Origin of the sequence: Mesorhizobium calcicola (genome assembly GCF_042682105.1) — a bacterium.
GTDB classification, from domain to species: domain Bacteria; phylum Pseudomonadota; class Alphaproteobacteria; order Rhizobiales; family Rhizobiaceae; genus Mesorhizobium; species Mesorhizobium calcicola.
The window spans coordinates 1-19,551 of sequence record NZ_JBHUGY010000030.1; the positions used below are offsets into that span (position 1 = coordinate 1).

General features: G+C 63.1%; 6 protein-coding genes and 2 pseudogenes. 5 read left to right on the forward strand and 3 right to left on the reverse strand.

Annotated features, from left to right (window positions below; translation table 11 throughout):
• The coding region (locus tag ACFSQT_RS19855) for a condensation domain-containing protein (RefSeq protein WP_379021271.1) at positions 1 to 563 on the forward strand (563 nt) is incomplete at its 5' end.
• A pseudogene (locus tag ACFSQT_RS19860) lies at positions 541 to 13,048 on the forward strand (amino acid adenylation domain-containing protein); the annotation flags it as partial. The gene ACFSQT_RS19855 and the pseudogene ACFSQT_RS19860, both read left to right, overlap by 23 nt.
• A gap of 175 nt (positions 13,049 to 13,223) precedes the next feature.
• On the opposite strand, the gene ACFSQT_RS19870 reads toward ACFSQT_RS19860, so the two are convergent.
• The 3 genes from ACFSQT_RS19870 to ACFSQT_RS19880 all read right to left on the reverse strand — a co-directional run bounded on the left by ACFSQT_RS19870 (position 13,224) and on the right by ACFSQT_RS19880 (position 16,371).
• A protein-coding gene (locus tag ACFSQT_RS19870) for an IS630 family transposase (protein WP_095088284.1) occupies positions 13,224 to 14,293 on the reverse strand; the annotation gives its coding sequence in 2 pieces (ribosomal slippage) (positions 13,224 to 13,807 and positions 13,807 to 14,293; 1,071 coding nt in all).
• A gap of 227 nt (positions 14,294 to 14,520) precedes the next feature.
• Positions 14,521 to 15,753, reverse strand: coding sequence for an IS701 family transposase (locus ACFSQT_RS19875; RefSeq protein ID WP_379021273.1), 1,233 nt, complete (start codon positions 15,751 to 15,753; stop codon positions 14,521 to 14,523).
• 453 nt (positions 15,754 to 16,206) lie between these two features.
• Complete coding sequence (locus tag ACFSQT_RS19880; protein WP_379021275.1) at positions 16,207 to 16,371, reverse strand: ATP-binding protein; 165 nt, start codon at positions 16,369 to 16,371, stop codon at positions 16,207 to 16,209.
• On the opposite strand from ACFSQT_RS19880, the pseudogene ACFSQT_RS19885 reads away from it, so the two are divergent.
• The 3 genes and pseudogenes from ACFSQT_RS19885 to ACFSQT_RS19895 all read left to right on the forward strand — a co-directional run.
• A pseudogene (locus tag ACFSQT_RS19885) lies at positions 16,341 to 16,454 on the forward strand (ATP-binding protein); the annotation flags it as partial. The gene ACFSQT_RS19880 and the pseudogene ACFSQT_RS19885 overlap by 31 nt on opposite strands.
• 774 nt (positions 16,455 to 17,228) lie before the next feature.
• Positions 17,229 to 17,615, forward strand: coding sequence for an ectoine synthase (locus tag ACFSQT_RS19890; protein WP_379021277.1), 387 nt, complete (start codon positions 17,229 to 17,231; stop codon positions 17,613 to 17,615).
• 1,020 nt (positions 17,616 to 18,635) lie between these two features.
• Positions 18,636 to 19,551, forward strand: a 916-nt coding sequence (locus tag ACFSQT_RS19895) for a formyltransferase family protein (RefSeq protein WP_379021279.1), incomplete at its 3' end; no start/stop codon positions are given.

Consider the following 19,551-nt stretch of genomic DNA (forward strand, 5'->3'; position numbering starts at 1 on the left):
CTAGTTCGGCGTTCATTCCAAGTGCTTTGGCTGAGCTGTCCCCACTCGATCGCACGGAATACTTGGTAACCGCTTGGCTGGTCTATCTCGCCCGCATCACGGGAGAAACCGACCTTCAACTGGGATGGACGCCTGCTTCGGATGGACCGCAAGCTGGGTCTAAGGCGGTGAAGGTGTTGATCGCCCCTGTCGTGCCGATGGAAGTTACCATTGACCTTGCACATGATTTTGAAGAAATGCGCAAGACGGTGGCGGCCGAACTCGCTCAGCTGAAGGCGCACGCTGGCTTTGCCCGGGATCTTATCGCGCGCTGCCCGACATTGCGAGTTGCGGAGGCGCTACGGTTGCGTCGACCATGGCCGATTGGCATCACAGTCACGACAGAAAGCTGCTCCGTCGCTGATGATCTGATGACGAGCCGCAGAGCGGGCCGAGCCCTATGCGGCAATTTGCGCTCTGGATGGGAGCTTTCGCTGGCACTTCGATGCCAGTCGATTAGCGCCGGAGCAAATCGGCCGCATGACGCAGCATTTGCAAACTTTGTTGCATGGTGTGATGGCTGATGCAGGCCAGCCGGTCGGTCGCGTCGACATCCTCCCGGCCGCCGAACGTACATATCTGGTGGAGGAGTTGAACCGGACGGCGGCGCCTTATCCGTCGGAGCGGTGCATCCATGAGCTGTTCGAGGCGCAAGTGCGCAAGGCGCCGGAGGCGCCGGCGGTGGTCTATGAAAACGAGCGGGTGAGCTATGGCGAACTCAACGCCCGGGCCAACCGGCTGGCCCATCATCTGATCGCCCTCGGGGTGAGGCCGGACCAGCCGGTGGCGATCTGCCTGGAGCGCAGCCCGGCGATGGTGGTGGGGCTGCTGGCGATCCTCAAGGCCGGCGGTGCCTATCTGCCGCTGGACCCGGCCTATCCTTCTCAGCGGCTGCGGCAGGTGCTCGACGATGCCGCGCCGCGGCTGCTGCTTTGCGATGCCGCCGGCCGCGCCGCCCTCGGCGCCGAGGCGCTCGCCGATCTGAGCGTGGTCGATCTGGATATGGCCACCTCGGCCTGGGCCGAACTGCCCGCCTGCGACCCCGACCCGCGCGCCCTTGGCCTGACCTCCAGCCATCTCGCCTATATCATCTACACCTCCGGCTCAACCGGAACCCCGAAGGGCATCGAAATGTCCCACGGCGCTCTTGTGAATTCGCTCGCCGGAGTTGTCACGTCAAAGCGACGCACACTTCAATTCGCGACCCTGAACTTCGATGTGTCCTCCCAGGAATTGTTCATTTGTTGGAAGGACGGTGGACTGCTCGTGCTCCTGCGGGAAGAGACCCGCAGGGACTTCTCCGACTTGCTCGAATTCGTGAAGGAGCGAGCGATCGAGCGACTTTTCCTCCCATTCGTAGCATTGAACCATTTTGCGGAGGTCTGGGGCGCGCAGCGAGTGCTGCTGCCCTCTTTAAGTGAGATCTATACAGCGGGTGAGCAATTGCAGGCCACTCCACCGCTTAGGGCGTTCTTCGAAGCACATCCGAAGGCGAGATTGATCAATCAATACGGGTCCACAGAAGTCAACGTCATTGCCGAGCACCGCCTTGCAGCTGACCCATCATGCTGGCCCCAATTGCCACATATCGGCCGTCCGATTGCGAACACGCGGGTGTATCTGCTGGACGCTCATGGCCAGCCGGTTCCGTTCGGGGCGGTGGGCGAGCTTTACATTGGCGGGGCGGGGGTGGCGCGCGGCTACCTCAACCGTCCCGAGCTGACGGCGGAGCGGTTCCTGGCCGACCCGTTCGGCGGCGAGCCGGGCGCCCGCATGTACAAGACCGGCGATCTTGCCCGCTATCTGCCGGACGGCAATCTGGAGTTCCTGGGCCGCAACGACGACCAGGTGAAGATCCGCGGCTTCCGCATCGAGCCGGGCGAGATCGCCGCGCGGCTTTGCGAGCACGCCTGGGTGCGCGAGGCGGTGGTGGTGGCGCACGAGGATCGCGCCGGCGACAAGCAGCTTGTGGCCTATGTGGTGTGTGCGCCCGAGGCCGGATCGGACGAGGCCGATGGCGCGCAGCTCGCTGCCTCCTTGCGCGCCCATCTGGTTAGCCTGCTGCCGGACTACATGGTGCCGGCGGCGTTCGTGCGGTTGGACGCGCTGCCGCTGACGCCGAACGGTAAGCTCGACCGCAAGGCGCTGCCTTCGCCGGCCGATGATGCCTATGCGCGGCGGGCCTACGAGGCGCCGCGCGGCGCGGTCGAGACGGCCCTGGCCGGGATCTGGCAAGAGCTGCTCGGGGTCGAGCGGGTCGGCCGCCACGACAACTTCTTCGAGCTCGGCGGCCACTCGCTCATGGCGGTGCAACTGATGGAGCGGCTGCGACGGCTGTCGCTCGGGGTGGAGGTGCGCACGCTGTTCGCCAGGCCGGTGCTTTGCGATCTGGCCGCAAGCCTTGGCAGCCATCACGAGGTGGCGGTGCCTGCCAACCTGATCGGCGAACAGACCGCGGCGATCACGCCGCAGATGCTGCCGCTGATCGATCTGACCCAACAGGAGATCGACCGGATCGTGTCGACGGTGCCGGGCGGGGTCGCCAACATCCAGGATATCTATGGCCTGTCGCCGCTGCAGGACGGCATTCTGTTCCATCATCTGCTGGCCAGCCGGGGCGATCCATATCTGCTGGTGTCGCAAATGGCGTTTGCCGAGCGCGATCTGTTGGAGCGCTATCTCGTCGCGGTTCAGCAGGTGGTGGATCGGCACGACATCCTGCGCACGGCCTTTGTCTGGGAGGGGCTGTCGAGCCCGGCCCAGGTGGTGTGGCGCAAGGCGGTCCTGGAGGTGTGCGAGGTCGAGCTGGATGAGGATGGCGGTCCCGGTCCCGAGCAGCTGAAGCGGCGGTTCGATCCGCGCCAGTACCGCATCGACCTTGGCCAGGCGCCGCTGTTGCGCGTCGTGATCGCGCGCGAGCCCGGCAGCACACGCTGGCTGCTGCTGGAGCTGCTGCACCATCTGATCGGCGATCACACGACGCTGGAGGTGATGCATGCCGAGGTGCGGGCCGTGCTGGCAGGTCGCGGGCATGAGCTTGCCGCACCGCAGCCGTTCCGCAACCTGGTGGCGCAGGCGCGGTTGGGAGGCGATGCGAAGGCGCATGAAGCGTTCTTCCGCTCGATGCTGGCCGACATCGACGAGCCGACGCTGCCGTTCGGGCTGATCGAGGTGCATGGCGACGGCAGCGGGGTTGGCGAGGCGCAACGGATGCTGCCGCAGGCGCTGAACGAGCGGCTGCGGGCCCAGGCGCGGCGGCTGGGGGTGAGCCTGGCGAGCCTTTGCCATCTGGCCTGGGGCCAGGTGGTGGCGCTGAGCAGCGGGCGCGAGCAGGTGGTGTTCGCCACGGTGTTGTTCGGTCGCATGCAGGCGGGTGCAGGCGCCGAGCGGGCGCTGGGCCTGTTCATCAACACCCTGCCTGTGCGGCTTGACTTGGACGGCAGCGGGGTCGAGGCGAGCGTGCGCACCACGCACGCGCGGCTTTCCGAGCTGCTGGCGCACGAGCATGCCTCGCTGGCGCAGGCGCAACGCTGCAGCGGCGTTGCGGCACCGGCGCCGCTGTTCAGCGCGCTGTTGAACTACCGCCACAACACGCCGGCGGCCATGGCCGGCTCCGGCACGGATGATATCCTGTCGGGCATGGAATGGCTGGGCGGGGAGGAACGCACCAACTATCCGCTGACCCTGTCGGTAGAGGATTATGGCGAGGCGCTCGGCCTCACCGCACAGGTGGTGGAGCCGGTCTCTGCGGATCGGGTGTGCGGCTACATGCAGCGGGCGCTCGAGCAACTGGCGGAGGCGCTGGAGCAGGCGCCCAGTAAGCCGGTGCGCGAGCTCGACATCCTGCCGGCCGAGGAGCGGACCTACCTTTTGGAGGAGCTGAACCGGACGGACGCGGCCTATCCGTCGGATCTTTGCATCCACGAGCTGTTCGAGCAACAGGTGCGCCGGACGCCCGAGGCGGTGGCGGTGGTGCATGACGACGAGCGGGTGAGCTATGGCGAACTCAACGCGCGGGCCAACCGGCTGGCCCATCATCTGATCGGCCTCGGGGTGAAGCCCGGCGACCGCATTGCGACAATGCTGGACCGCTCCGTCGCCCTTGTGGTGGCGCAGTTGGCGATCCTGAAGGCGGGCGGAGTTTATGTCCCGATCGATCGCGCTCTTCCACCTGCGCGACAAGAATGGCTGATTGCCGATTGTGCAGCACGCCTAGTGCTCAGCGAGAGTGGCGGTGATGATCTGGTTGAGGCCACAATCCCTGTTTTGCCCATTGAGCCGCTGATGACTGGAACCGGGTCCAGTCCAGATCCTGGCCTGGTATTGAGCGCCGAGGCCGCCGCTTACGTGATGTACACCTCCGGCTCGACCGGCCTTCCCAAGGGAGTTGTTGTGCCTCACCGGGCTGTCAACCGGCTCGTGATCAACAATGGATATGCGCAGTTCGGCTCAAATGATCGTGTGGCGTGGGTGGGCAATCCTGCGTTTGATATCAGTACACTGGAAGTGTGGGCTCCGCTGCTTAACGGTGGCTGCATTGTTGCACTGGATGCCAATATCGTCATAGATGCTTCAAGTTTTTCTATGGCGATTAAACTGCACCGGGTAGCAGCACTTTTTCTAACAACAGCGTTATTCAACCAATATACCTCATCGATCGCCTCGACGTTATCGCAACTTAGATACCTCCTATGTGGAGGCGAGCGCAGTGATCTTGCCTCATTTAAGAGATTGCTGAAAGAAGAAGGTCCTGTCCGGCTCATTCACTGCTACGGCCCGACGGAGACGACGACCTTCGCGACAGTCTGCGAAACCGCCCAATCCGTCGAGGGCATGACCTCGATCCCGATCGGTCGTCCGATTGCGAACACGCGGGTGTATCTTCTGGACGGTCATGGCGCGCCGGTTCCGTTCGGGGCGGTGGGCGAGCTTTACATTGGCGGGTCGGGAGTTGCGCGGGGTTACCTGAACCGCCCCGAGCTGACGGCGGAGCGGTTCATCGCCAGCCCCTTTGTGGAGGGCGACCGGCTCTACCGGAGCGGCGACCTGGCGCGCTATCTGGCGGACGGCAACCTGGAGTTTTTGGGGCGCAACGACGAGCAGGTGAAGATCCGCGGCTTCCGCATCGAGCCGGGCGAGATCGCAGCGCGGCTTTGCGAGCACGCGTGGGTGCGCGAGGCGGTGGTGGTGGCGCACGAGGACCGCGCCGGCGACAAGCAGCTTGTGGCCTATGTGGTGTGTGCGCCCGAGGCCGGAGCGGACGATGTCGATGGAGGCGCGCTGGCCGGCGGCTTGCGCGCCCATCTGGTTAGCCTGCTGCCCGACTACATGGTGCCGAGCGCCTTCGTGCGGCTGGATGGGCTGCCGCTGACGCCGAACGGTAAGCTCGACCGCAAGGCGCTGCCTTCGCCGGCCGACGATGCCTATGCGCGGGCCGCCTACGAGGCGCCGCAGGGCGCGGTCGAGACGGCCCTGGCCGGGATCTGGCAAGAGCTGCTCGGGGTCGAGCGGGTCGGCCGCCACGACCACTTCTTCGAGCTCGGCGGCCACTCGCTCATGGCGGTGCAGCTGATGAGCCGGTTGCCGCAGGCCGTCGGTGTCGAGCTGCCGCTAGCCACGCTGTTCGCCCGGCCGGTGCTTTGCGATCTGGCGGAAAGCATCGTCGAGGTGTTGAGCCGCTCCGGTCCGCAAGAGCTGCCGGCGATTGCGGCCGTGTCGCGTCATGAGCCGCTTGTGCTGTCGTTTGCGCAGCAGCGGCTATGGTTTTTGGCGCAGTTGGACCCGAGCAGCGCCAACTACCACATGCCGTTGGCCTTGCGGCTGCGTGGTGCGCTCGACCGCAGCGCCTGGCGGCGCAGCCTCGACCGTCTGTTTGCGCGTCATGAGGCGCTGCGCAGTGTCTTTGTCGCACCGGAGGGCAAGCCCCAGGTTTGGCTTCTGCCTCCGGATGCGGGGCTGCCGGTGGTGGAGCACGATCTGCGGGACAGGCCGGATGCGCAAGCCGCGCTTTTGGATCTGTGCCGTGAGGAGGCGCACACTCCCTTCGATCTGTCGCGCGGGCCGCTGATGCGCGCGCGTCTGATGCGGATATCGGATGAGGAACACGTCTTCCTGCTGAGCCAGCATCACATCGTCTCCGACGGCTGGTCGATGGGCGTGCTGGTGCGTGAACTCGGTCGGCTTTATCGGGCGTTCGAGGCTGGACAGGACGATCCTTTGCCGCCGCTTGCGATCCAGTATCCGGATTATGCCGCCTGGCAGCGCCAATGGCTGTCGGGGGAACGGCTGCAGACCCAGGCCCAGTATTGGCGCGACGCCCTGTCCGGCGCACCGGCACGTCTTGCTTTGCCGACGGACCGGCCGCGGCCGGCCCAGCAGTCGTTCGCCGGGGCCGGTGTGCCGGTCGTCATCGACGCGGCTCTGACGCGCGGGCTCAAGGGGCTGGCCAGCCAGCATGGCACGACGGTGTTCATGACGGTGCTGGCGGCCTGGGCGGCGGTGCTGTCGCGCCTGTCGGGGCAGGACGACGTCGTGGTCGGCGTGCCGAGCGCCAATCGCGGCCGGCGCGAGATCGAAGAGTTGATCGGCTTCTTCGTCAACACGCTGGCGCTGCGGGTCGACCTGTCGGGCGCGCCGAGCGTGGCGCAGCTTCTGGAGCGGACGCGGCGCACGGCGCTGGCCGCGCAGGAGCATCAGGACCTGCCGTTCGAGCAGGTGGTCGAGATCGTCAAGCCGCCGCGGGCCCTCGACCACACGCCGTTGTTCCAGGTGATGCTGGCCTGGCAGAACAACACCGACGGGTCATTGGATCTGCCGGGGCTGCGCGTGGAGGCTGCGGGGGAGTGGCTCGATCAGGTCAAGTTCGATCTGGAGCTCGACCTTGGCGAAGATGGCGATCAGATCGCCGGATCGCTGCACTATGCCACGGCGCTGTTCGACAAAGCGACGATCGAGCGGCAGCGCGGCTATCTTTTGGCATTGCTGCGGGCGATGGTTGCTGATGCAGGGCCAGCCGGTCGGCCGCGTCGAGCTGCTGCCCGGCCGCCGAGACGGACCTACCTTGTGGAGGAGCTGAACCGGACGGACGCGGCCTATCCGTCGGATCTTTGCATCCACGAGCTGTTCGAGCAACAGGTGCGCCGGACGCCCGCGGCGGTGGCGGTGGTGCATGACGACGAGCGGGTGAGCTATGGCGAACTCAACGCCCGGGCCAACCGGCTGGCCCATCATCTGATCGGCCTCGGGGTGAAGCCCGGCGACCGCATTGCGACAATGCTGGACCGCTCCGTCGCCCTTGTGGTGGCGCAGTTGGCGATCCTGAAGGCGGGCGGAGTTTATGTCCCGATCGATCGCGCTCTTCCACCTGCGCGACAAGAATGGCTGATTGCCGATTGTGCAGCACGCCTAGTGCTCAGCGAGAGTGGCGGTGATGATCTGGTTGAGGCCACAATCCCTGTTTTGCCCATTGAGCCGCTGATGACTGGAACCGGGTCCAGTCCAGATCCTGGCCTGGTATTGAGCGCCGAGGCCGCCGCTTACGTGATGTACACCTCCGGCTCGACCGGCCTTCCCAAGGGAGTTGTTGTGCCTCACCGGGCTGTCAACCGGCTCGTGATCAACAATGGATATGCGCAGTTCGGCTCAAATGATCGTGTGGCGTGGGTGGGCAATCCTGCGTTTGATATCAGTACACTGGAAGTGTGGGCTCCGCTGCTACACGGCTCAAGCCTGATTGTAATTCCCTACACGGATGCGCTGCAGCCAGAGGTTCTGCGCAGCCTGGTTCAGCAGCACCGCATTAGGGTCCTGCATTTGACAGCCGGGTTGTTCAGCCAGAGCGCTGATGATTTAGGCCCGGTGCTGGCGAGTTTACGATTGCTATTGGTCGGCGGCGATGCGGTTGATGTGACAGCAGTAGCTCGGGTTTTGAGCCAGAACGGACCACAGCATCTATTGCACTGCTACGGCCCGACTGAAACGACGACCTTTGCGACAGTCTGCGAGATCACCGCGATTGATGCGACATCCCGCCGCCGCCTCCCGATCGGGCGTCCGATCGCGAACACGCGGGTGTATCTTCTGGACGCTCATGGCCAGCCGGTTCCGTTCGGGGCGGTGGGCGAGCTTTACATTGGCGGGTCGGGAGTTGCGCGGGGTTACCTCAACCGCCCCGAGCTGACGGCGGAGCGGTTCCTGGCCGACCCGTTCGGCGGCGAGCCGGGCGCCCGCATGTACAAGACCGGCGATCTTGCCCGCTACCTGCCGGACGGCAACCTGGAGTTTTTGGGGCGCAACGACGACCAGGTGAAGATCCGCGGCTTCCGCATCGAGCCGGGCGAGATCGCCGCGCGGCTTTGCGAGCACGCCTGGGTGCGCGAGGCGGTGGTGGTGGCGCACGAGGATCGCGCCGGCGACAAGCGGCTCGTCGCCTATGTGGTGGCGAAGCCGACGGAAGGACCGGACGAGGCCGATGGCGTGGAGCTTGCGGCCGCGTTGCGGGCCCATCTCAGTCGCCTGCTGCCGGACTACATGGTGCCATCGGCCTTCGTGCGGTTGGACGCGCTGCCGCTGACGCCGAACGGTAAGCTCGACCGCAAGGCGCTGCCTTCGCCGGCCGATGATGCCTATGCGCGGCGGGCCTACGAGGCGCCGCGCGGCGCGGTCGAGACGGCCCTGGCCGGGATCTGGCAAGAGCTGCTCGGGGTCGAGCGGGTCGGCCGCCACGACAACTTCTTCGAGCTCGGCGGCCACTCGCTCATGGCGGTGCAACTGATGGAGCGGCTGCGACGGCTGTCGCTCGGGGTGGAGGTGCGCACGCTGTTCGCCAGGCCGGTGCTTTGCGATCTGGCCGCAAGCCTTGGCAGCCATCACGAGGTGGCGGTGCCTGCCAACCTGATCGGCGAACAGACCGCGGCGATCACGCCGCAGATGCTGCCGCTGATCGATCTGACCCAACAGGAGATCGACCGGATCGTGTCGACGGTGCCGGGCGGGGTCGCCAACATCCAGGATATCTATGGCCTGTCGCCGCTGCAGGACGGCATTCTGTTCCATCATCTGCTGGCCAGCCGGGGCGATCCATATCTGCTGGTGTCGCAAATGGCGTTTGCCGAGCGCGATCTGTTGGAGCGCTATCTCGTCGCGGTTCAGCAGGTGGTGGATCGGCACGACATCCTGCGCACGGCCTTTGTCTGGGAGGGGCTGTCGAGCCCGGCCCAGGTGGTGTGGCGCAAGGCGGTCCTGGAGGTGTGCGAGGTCGAGCTGGATGAGGATGGCGGTCCCGGTCCCGAGCAGCTGAAGCGGCGGTTCGATCCGCGCCAGTACCGCATCGACCTTGGCCAGGCGCCGCTGTTGCGCGTCGTGATCGCGCGCGAGCCGGGCAGCGGGCGCTGGCTGCTGCTGGAGCTGCTGCACCATCTGATCGGCGATCACACGACGCTGGAGGTGATGCATGCCGAGGTGCGGGCCGTGCTGGCAGGTCGCGGGCATGAGCTTGCCGCACCGCAGCCGTTCCGCAACCTGGTGGCGCAGGCGCGGTTGGGAGGCGATGCGAAGGCGCATGAAGCGTTCTTCCGCTCGATGCTGGCCGACATCGACGAGCCGACGCTGCCGTTCGGGCTGATCGAGGTGCATGGCGACGGCAGCGGGGTTGGCGAGGCGCAACGGATGCTGCCGCAGGCGCTGAACGAGCGGCTGCGGGCCCAGGCGCGGCGGCTGGGGGTGAGCCTGGCGAGCCTTTGCCATCTGGCCTGGGGCCAGGTGGTGGCGCTGAGCAGCGGGCGCGAGCAGGTGGTGTTCGCCACGGTGTTGTTCGGTCGCATGCAGGCGGGTGCAGGCGCCGAGCGGGCGCTGGGCCTGTTCATCAACACCCTGCCTGTGCGGCTTGACTTGGACGGCAGCGGGGTCGAGGCGAGCGTGCGCACCACGCACGCGCGGCTTTCCGAGCTGCTGGCGCACGAGCATGCCTCGCTGGCGCAGGCGCAACGCTGCAGCGGCGTTGCGGCACCGGCGCCGCTGTTCAGCGCGCTGTTGAACTACCGCCACAACACGCCGGCGGCCATGGCCGGCTCCGGCACGGATGATATCCTGTCGGGCATGGAATGGCTGGGCGGGGAGGAACGCACCAACTATCCGCTGACCCTGTCGGTAGAGGATTATGGCGAGGCGCTCGGCCTCACCGCACAGGTGGTGGAGCCGGTCTCTGCGGATCGGGTGTGCGGCTACATGCAGCGGGCGCTCGAGCAACTGGCGGAGGCGCTGGAGCAGGCGCCCAGTAAGCCGGTGCGCGAGCTCGACATCCTGCCGGCCGAGGAGCGGACCTACCTTTTGGAGGAGCTGAACCGGACGGACGCGGCCTATCCGTCGGATCTTTGCATCCACGAGCTGTTCGAGCAACAGGTGCGCCGGACGCCCGAGGCGGTGGCGGTGGTGCATGACGACGAGCGGGTGAGCTATGGCGAACTCAACGCGCGGGCCAACCGGCTGGCCCATCATCTGATCGGCCTCGGGGTGAAGCCCGGCGACCGCATTGCGACAATGCTGGACCGCTCCGTCGCCCTTGTGGTGGCGCAGTTGGCGATCCTGAAGGCGGGCGGAGTTTATGTCCCGATCGATCGCGCTCTTCCACCTGCGCGACAAGAATGGCTGATTGCCGATTGTGCAGCACGCCTAGTGCTCAGCGAGAGTGGCGGTGATGATCTGGTTGAGGCCACAATCCCTGTTTTGCCCATTGAGCCGCTGATGACTGGAACCGGGTCCAGTCCAGATCCTGGCCTGGTATTGAGCGCCGAGGCCGCCGCTTACGTGATGTACACCTCCGGCTCGACCGGCCTTCCCAAGGGAGTTGTTGTGCCTCACCGGGCTGTCAACCGGCTCGTGATCAACAATGGATATGCGCAGTTCGGCTCAAATGATCGTGTGGCGTGGGTGGGCAATCCTGCGTTTGATATCAGTACACTGGAAGTGTGGGCTCCGCTGCTACACGGCTCAAGCCTGATTGTAATTCCCTACACGGATGCGCTGCAGCCAGAGGTTCTGCGCAGCCTGGTTCAGCAGCACCGCATTAGGGTCCTGCATTTGACAGCCGGGTTGTTCAGCCAGAGCGCTGATGATTTAGGCCCGGTGCTGGCGAGTTTACGATTGCTATTGGTCGGCGGCGATGCGGTTGATGTGACAGCAGTAGCTCGGGTTTTGAGCCAGAACGGACCACAGCATCTATTGCACTGCTACGGCCCGACTGAAACGACGACCTTTGCGACAGTCTGCGAGATCACCGCGATTGATGCGACATCCCGCCGCCGCCTCCCGATCGGGCGTCCGATCGCGAACACGCGGGTGTATCTTCTGGACGCTCATGGCCAGCCGGTTCCGTTCGGGGCGGTGGGTGAGCTCCATATCGGCGGGGCGGGGGTGGCGCGCGGCTACCTCAACCGTCCCGAGCTGACGGCGGAGCGGTTCCTGGCCGACCCGTTCGGCGGCGAGCCGGGCGCCCGCATGTACAAGACCGGCGATCTTGCCCGCTACCTGCCGGACGGCAACCTGGAGTTTTTGGGGCCGCAACGACGACCAGGTGAAGATCCGCGGCTTCCGCATCGAGCCGGGCGAGATCGCCGCGCGGCTTTGCGAGCACGCCTGGGTGCGCGAGGCGGTGGTGGTGGCGCACGAGGATCGCGCCGGCGACAAGCGGCTCGTCGCCTATGTGGTGGCGAAGCCGACGGAAGGACCGGACGAGGCCGATGGCGTGGAGCTTGCGGCCGCGTTGCGGGCCCATCTCAGTCGTCTGCTGCCGGACTACATGGTGCCATCGGCCTTCGTGCGGTTGGACGCGCTGCCGCTGACGCCGAACGGTAAGCTCGACCGCAAGGCGCTGCCTTCGCCGGCCGATGATGCCTATGCGCGGCGGGCCTACGAGGCGCCGCGCGGCGCGGTCGAGACGGCCCTGGCCGGGATCTGGCAAGAGCTGCTCGGAGTCGAGCGGGTCGGCCGCCACGACCACTTCTTCGAGCTCGGCGGCCACTCGCTGCTGGCGGTGCAGTTGCTCGGTCGAACGCTCGCCGTTGGGCTGAAGTTTAGCGCTGCCGATCTCTTCCAAGCCCCTGTTCTGAAGGAACTCGCATCAAAGATTCATTTTCAGCAACAGCCCAGCGTTCCGGAAGCGATTTCAGTTCAGGCAACCGGATCACAACCACCGCTCTTCTTTGTTCCCACAGGTTCGGGCGATTGTTCCTATGTCCTCAGTTTGGTGGAGAAAATGGACGTAGACTGTCCCATCTACGCTCTGCCATGGCCGCCTTTCAATGCAGTTTGTCCACAAACTCTTGAAAGAATAGCCGCGGAGGTGATCCTGGCGATTAGAGAGATCCAGCCACGGGGTCCATATCGCTTTGCTGGATACTCATCAGGTGCAATCTTGGCTTATGCAATTGCCCAGCACTTGCTGAGTCTCGATGAAGCTGTATCATTCATCGCTCTCATCGATGTTGCGTTACCCGCAAATCCATCGGGCATATCGCCCACCCAAATGGTACGAGAAGTGCTGCTGGATTCTTTTGAATCCTTAGATGATGAGAGTTTCGGAGTACTGGAACGCTTTGCTGGACAAAGTTCAATTGCCCAGCTTCTTGAAAAGGCAAAGCAAGTTGGGGCGATACCTCTCGATCGTGATCTCCACAACGAGGTTTTGATGTATGAAAAGGCTGCGCAGTTCCAAAGGGCGCTGGACTTGTATGATATTCCATCCCTGCCGGTTGAGATCCACCAGTTTTATGCCAAAAGGCCTCTCCTCAGCCGTCGGGCGCGACGTCGAAGAAATCCCATGGGTCCTGAGGCAAGTTCACCCATGCGGGGGTGGGACAGGGTTTTGCGCGAGGGGGCCATTCATGCCATACCGGTGCCAGGCGACCACGTGACGATGATGGATGTTCCAGAAAACCGTCGAGTTCTGGCTCGACAGTTATCGATGGCCTTAAACCGCTCATTGACAACAAAAGCTTCGAATCGATTCCGGTAGATCTCGGACAGTACAGTCTCGTCGAATCGACTTTCGTTTCACGACTACGAACGCTCATGGTCTCAACCACGCTTCACGTCGCCAGTCTTGCGCATTTCGCAAAAGCCGGACAGGGATTCCGCTAAGTCGCGGACGCTTGTTTCACTAAGCTCGACTTTGTACGTTATACCAACGGTCAATTTGATTGACCGACGTGAGCCCATTCGCGCATTCCGATTGATGTGATGGTGTTTGGTCGTTCGATGAGCTCGCGCCAGGCCCCGCACGCGGCGTCGATGATGGCGTCGTAGCCTTCGAAGACGCGATTTGAGAGCCAGTTCTGGCGCAGATACTGCCAGACGTTCTCGACGGGGTTCAGCTCCGGCGCGCGGGGCGGCAGGAAGATTAGCGTGATGTTCTTGGGCACTTTCAGTTTGGCGGTGGTGTGCCAGCCGGCGCGGTCGAGCAGCAGAACGGCATGAGCGCGCCTGGCAACATGGCGGCTGATCTCGTCGAGATGAAGTTGCATGGCCTCCGTGTCGGCGAAGGGCAGCGCCAGCCCGGCTGCTATGCCACGCGCCGGGCAGATGGCGCCGAACAGATAGGCGCTCTTGTAGCGCTGGTCGGCCGGCTGACGGGGCCGCGTGCCGCGCCTGGCCCATTGCCGCACGATGCCATTCTTCTGGCCGATGCGGGCTTCGTCCTGGAACCAGATCTCGACCGGCTTGCCTTTGGGCAGGTCGGCCAGATGGGCGCTCAGCGTGCGCGGGAAGTTTTTTTATACGCCTCGACGATCTCGCCGTCCTGGCCCGGATGAAGTGGCCGGGCGCTGATATGGGAGAAGCCGAGCTGCTTCAAAAGCGTTCCGACGTAGCGCTCGTGATAGTCGACGCCGAAGCGTTCCTTGATGAGCCTCTGGAGATCAATGCGCCGCCAGCGCACGACGCCGTCGACGGCCCGGTCCGGCCCGGTCTCGACGATCCGTGCCAGTTCCGCCTTCTGCGACACCGACAGGCGCGGCTCCGGCCCGCCGTTCCAGGCGTCCTCGAGGCCGTCTGGACCAGCGTCGTTGAAACGGTGAACCCAATCCCGCAGGGTCTGCCGGTCCATGCCGCCGACCCGGGCCGCATCCTCACGGCTCATCCCGTCGAGAACCGCTGCCAACGACAGCAGCCGACGGCTCTGCTTGCTATCCTTCGAACTCTTGGCCAGCCGCCGCAACTCGGCTGCCGAATAGTCCGTCCGCATCTTGATCGCTGATCCCATGGCGCGAATCCTCCTCGCCCCAATGGAATCACGGTTCCGCTCACTCCGGTATCCCAAGAGAGTCAGCCGTCAGATCCTTTAGTATTAGGTGGCGAAGCACAGAGCTTGGGCCATTCGCAGGATGCGCTCTTGCGGGATATTTTGTCGCTCCCGGTTTGGCGGGGAGTGTTGATTAATATCGCCGACCCAGATTGCGAGGCGGACGGCGCCGATGGCGTCGCTGAACGTCAGGCTGGTTTTTCGGTACCACGCTGCGGTGTATGGGGTGGTAGTGCCGGTGAGCAGATCGCAGGCCCATAGCGATATGAAGCTGTAGAGCCCGAGCAATGCCGGGGTGGTTCGTGCAATGGCCTTGTCGGACTATTGCCGCTGGGTCTCAACGCCAAGATGGGCACGGGTCTCAGCGAACGTGACCTCGATCTGCCAGCGCCGGACGAACAGGGCGATGATTTCGGCGGGCTCGAGGGGATGTCCGTGCTGAAGAAGGCTTGAGGGGCGCGTTTGCCATCGGGATCCCGGACCAGCACCCAGCGGATCGGCATTACCGGGGTACCGGGCCTGTACCACAAGGCGGTATCAGACGTGATCTCGAGCGTCTTGCCTTCGACATGGCCATACCAGGCGGACACGATGATCCTGGCCCAGGTCGTGGCGGGGTTGGACAGGAGTGTCTTGAGCTTTGGTAGCGCTGGACCTTTTTGCGCTGGCCGACCGACGGTGCGCGTGGTCCGCTTTGACGGCGGCGCAAACAGGCTGGCATCCAGTCGCAGCCGGCTGATGAGCGTTGCCCTGGCAGTGATGGCATGGGCCAGTTCATGGACGGCAAAGCTGCTGTCGCCCACGAAGATGATGCGGCGCCCCGGCAGCCAGCGACAGAGTTGCAGTGCGCCCTGCCGCGCCCAGTCGGTCAGCAGCTTGTGGCGCCGCCCGCGTTGATGGTCGGATCGCTCGGACGGAGCAAGCAGGGTCAAGACCGGCAAGGCCTTTACCAGGCTTGTCCATGGCACCGGGGTCAGCACCATGAAGCTCAACCAGCGCAGGCCACCGGCTTTGACGAAATGGCCATGGCTGGAGCGCACTGGATCCCGGTAGATGCCCCGTGCGCTGATCCGGCGTCCCCATCGTCGTTCGATGGTGTCGTCCATGCCAATGACGATGAGGCCATCTGGCACGAGCCGTTCGACCACAAGGCCCAGCAATCGCCTGGCAATGCTGCGGGGGCTCCAGCAGGCTCGGTTGAGGATCTGGTGGTAGCTTGCAAAGTTGGCGGCCTCGGCCCGGCCGGTCATGCGTAGGCAGGAACTGACGGTCCGCTTGCCCGGCGCCAGCAAAGCTCCCATGATCAGAACAAGGACATGTTCCCAACTGGGCGCTGTGAAGCAGGTGCGCAACGCTTGAAGCCACTGGCGCAGGATCTGGGGAACGGCATCGCCGACAGCGGCGCTGGGATGGTGCAGCATCCCATGCTTCGAATCCCGGCCAGCACATGTTGCAAGGCAATGACCGTGCGGCGAAGTGAATCAGGCCTGCCCGGGCCCGCGGCAGCTATGACTGCACAATGGAAAAGGACGACGTGGCCCTGGCATCGAAGCGTTCGACGAGGCCAATGGTGGCGGCGTTGGCTGCTACCAGGACAAAGGTGCCTACCACCTGTACCTGCTGGCAACCGAGGCGCCGATCGCCCGTCTCAAGCCGACCGGCAGAGGCGATGAGGTCAGCATCGCCTACTGGTCACACCGCCGAAAATGGGAAGACATCGACGATATGGGCGGCTGTGTCCTGCTCCTCGATCAGGCGCTCAGCCACATCGCAACCAACAGCCTTTTCTGGAGCTGGACCTGACCAAGAACGTACAAAGCCGAGCTAAGTCGCGGACAGTTTGGCGGCGGTGGTCCTCGGGTGCCTGGTTGTCTTCATGGGTGATTGATTTCGCCGTTTTCGCCGCCGGTCAAGAGCGGGGGCGCTTTTTGCTTTCGCATGCTGTCGCCCTGAAGGGTGATCCGATGGGCATTGTGAACGATCCTGTCGAGAATGGCTGCACCCTGTAATGTTTGGCAATCCAACCTATGCCGACGCAATCCTGGACCGCCTCATTCATAACGCCCACCGCATCGATCTGACGGGCGAAAGCCTGCGTCGCAAACAAGCGCAAAAAGCTTGACACACGGCACGTACGAAATGACAACAATCACAGCCAGCAAGCCCTAGCCCCAGGGGGCGAGATCATCTCAGAATCCGGGGGCGCAATCATGTCGGAACAAAGGGGCGGCTTCGTCGGAATCGGCACCCCAACCCGATACACCCGAGTCATAACGCCGCGTCCGCCACCGGTTTTGCCCCGGTTACCCTTCCACTCGCTAACTGCCCGAAAAACAACCGCAAATTTTTGTTCCACATTTGTCTACCAAGCTGGCGCGAGATTTGCTCCAGCTAAGAGCTGCGGAGCCGTATTCGTATCGAAAGGCACAGCGAAGGAAGGAAGCAAGTTGCCAGATCTGCGACCGAAAACGCTTCGTATGGCCAGTACCATCACCAATGGCATTCCGAAACATGTCAACTCGGGCGGCGGTACCGCGCAGAAATGGGAACATCACGGTAGTGTCCGCCCGACTCCAACTCGCCCCTTTTTGCGTAGTCGCCATAGAGGTGAGGTAGGCCTTTTGGGTGAATCCGATCATGCGGGATTAATGCACGTCCTCTTCACGACCGGGGGCTGGTTGCCCCGACGGAGTTCCTACACAGCGTCCACCGTCAACCGCGCAATAGGGGGATTTGCATGTCCTCGCCAGCATGCCTCCCGGCCAAACAACCATAACTTGCCTTTCGGCTTCGGGAGCAGGCGGAACCCGCGCTTCCAAGCCACAATAGCGGGCGGCAGCTTCCACAATAATGGCTTACCTGTATTCCTACAATTAAAACTCAGAAGGATATCGCTATGATTGTGCGTACCCTCTACGATGTTGAAGCGACCGATTACTTCGTCGATTGGGGCAACGGTACCAGCCATCGTCTTCTGACAGATAAGGACGGCTTGGGCTTTACCATCTGCCACACTGTCGTGCGCGCTAACACTGTCTCGCTTCTGCAATATCGCAATCATCTCGAAGCCTGCTACTGCATCGCCGGAGAGGGCGAGGTCGAGGACATGGACGGTAATGTCTTCCCCATTCGCAAGGGCGACATCTATGCGCTCGACAAGCATGACAAGCATCTTCTGCGCGGTGGCCGCGACAAGGATTTGATCCTCATTAGTGTCTTCAACCCGCCCCTCAACGGAACCGAGCGCCACAAACTCAACGATCCGGCAGGCTCGGCATATTGAGCAAGTGAACAAACGCCAGTTCTTATACTCCGCTCATCGCGAGGAATATTCACCTTAGCGACCCGACACCATCCGCACCGCACGGATCCGGGCCTCAGCGGACATTTTTTCGTTGTCTTGCTCATATCCATTCCGCTCTATCCAGGCGTTTGAGTACCCGGCAACTCTGGGCGGTTTTAGTTGCATGTGCAAAAGACTCGGAAGATCGGCGCTTGAAGCAGATCCCGTTTCGAATGTGAAATGGCGATGATCAGCCACTGAACTTTCATCGATTGGCGATTAGATTAGCGCAGCATTTCCGGTTAATCCGGTCTCAACCGTTTCAGGCTCTGCTTTCTTTGCCCGCGACACTTTGGGCGAGATCCCGGAAGGCTTGTGCCAATTGACGGCGCGCTTAATGGCACGACGTGCACTGATGTCGGATACGTAACATAGCAATATCACTGCTATCACGTTGATTGAGAACCATTTCACCTTTGGCACGATAAATGCGTAGCTCTCCGGAAACGCACAGACGGAGGAGAGATTGTCCCATGATCAGCGCACCGGAACGCAGCACGAGGTTAAGTTGGCTGCTGCGATACTGCCGGCCATGATATTTGGTGACGTGGGAGCTTGGCGCGGACATTGGGAAGATCTGGCTCCGCGTAAGACTTTGAATAGCGTCAATGCACGCCAGATTACACAAGCGATTGTGAGGCTCCCGGAGCGTACCCGAACCAGTGTGAGCGATCAAATGGGGCGGCGCCTGGGGCGTCAACCGCCCAGCTTGGTAGGTGATTTCGGGGAGGGGTGAAGATGCCACCGCAGTCTTCTCGGGTGCGCGGAAGTGCCTTCCAACCAAGCCGTCGGGATAGGCAACTTGCACCGCGATCAATCTCCTCCGGCATCATTGTGGGCAGTGGTACGCTCGCAATCCGCTGCGCTCAGCTGGCAATGGCGACGGGCCATGTCATTGGTGCGGCCCTGTGTAGTGACGCCATATTCGCGGATTGGGCGGCTCACGCCAATATCCCGAGCATGGAAAGTCTTGAAGAGCTCTGCTCTTTTTTGAAGGCGGAGCCAGTGGATTGGATTTTCTCCGTTGCCAATCCGTTCATATTGCCACCGGACGTGTTTAGGCGAGCGCGTCGAGGTGCATTTAACTACCACGACGGTCCATTGCCACGATATGCGGGAACGCACGCAACGTCTTGGGCGCTGCTGGCGCAAGAGACCGAATATGCCATCACGTGGCATCGGATCGATGATGGTGTTAATACGGGTGACATTGTCGTTCAACGCCAAGTGTTGATTGCGCCCGGCGATACTGCACAGACCCTGAACCTCAAATGTTATGAAGCCGCGATCGAGGGTTTCCGCGAGCTCTTAACTGGCCTCGAGAGCGGGAAGCTTACGGCCCACCCGCAGGCGCTGGGGGACAGAAGCTATTTTCCGAAACGTCGACGCCCAGATGCGGCAGGCTGTCTGCGATGGGATCGATCCGCGCAAGATCTGTCAACGACGACGCGTGCCCTAGACTTTGGCCCGTATCATCCCAATCCATTGTGTCTGCCCAAGGCGCTCCTAGGTGATGAGGTTGTCGCAATCAGGCGCCTGGAGGTGCGGCCTCAACGCTCGGGCGTTCCGGCAGGTTGCCTGCTTGAAGTCCACTCCAGCCATTGGCGGGTGGCGACGGGTACAGAGGATGTCGATGTTGGATTTGGCGGCCCCGATGGGCAGGCGCTGGACGCGCGAGCCCTCGCCAGGCACTCCAATCTGGATAAAGGTGATCGCCTTCCGATCTTGAGCGAGGAACAGGCGCGGAGCATAACTGCCACCCATGAATTGCTGGCGCCTTCAGAGAATTTTTGGCGACAACGGCTAGAGCAGCTTAGAACATTGCAGCTTCCTTTCCCGTCTTCGCCCGTGGCTGAAGCGCCGCCCAGATGGCGGA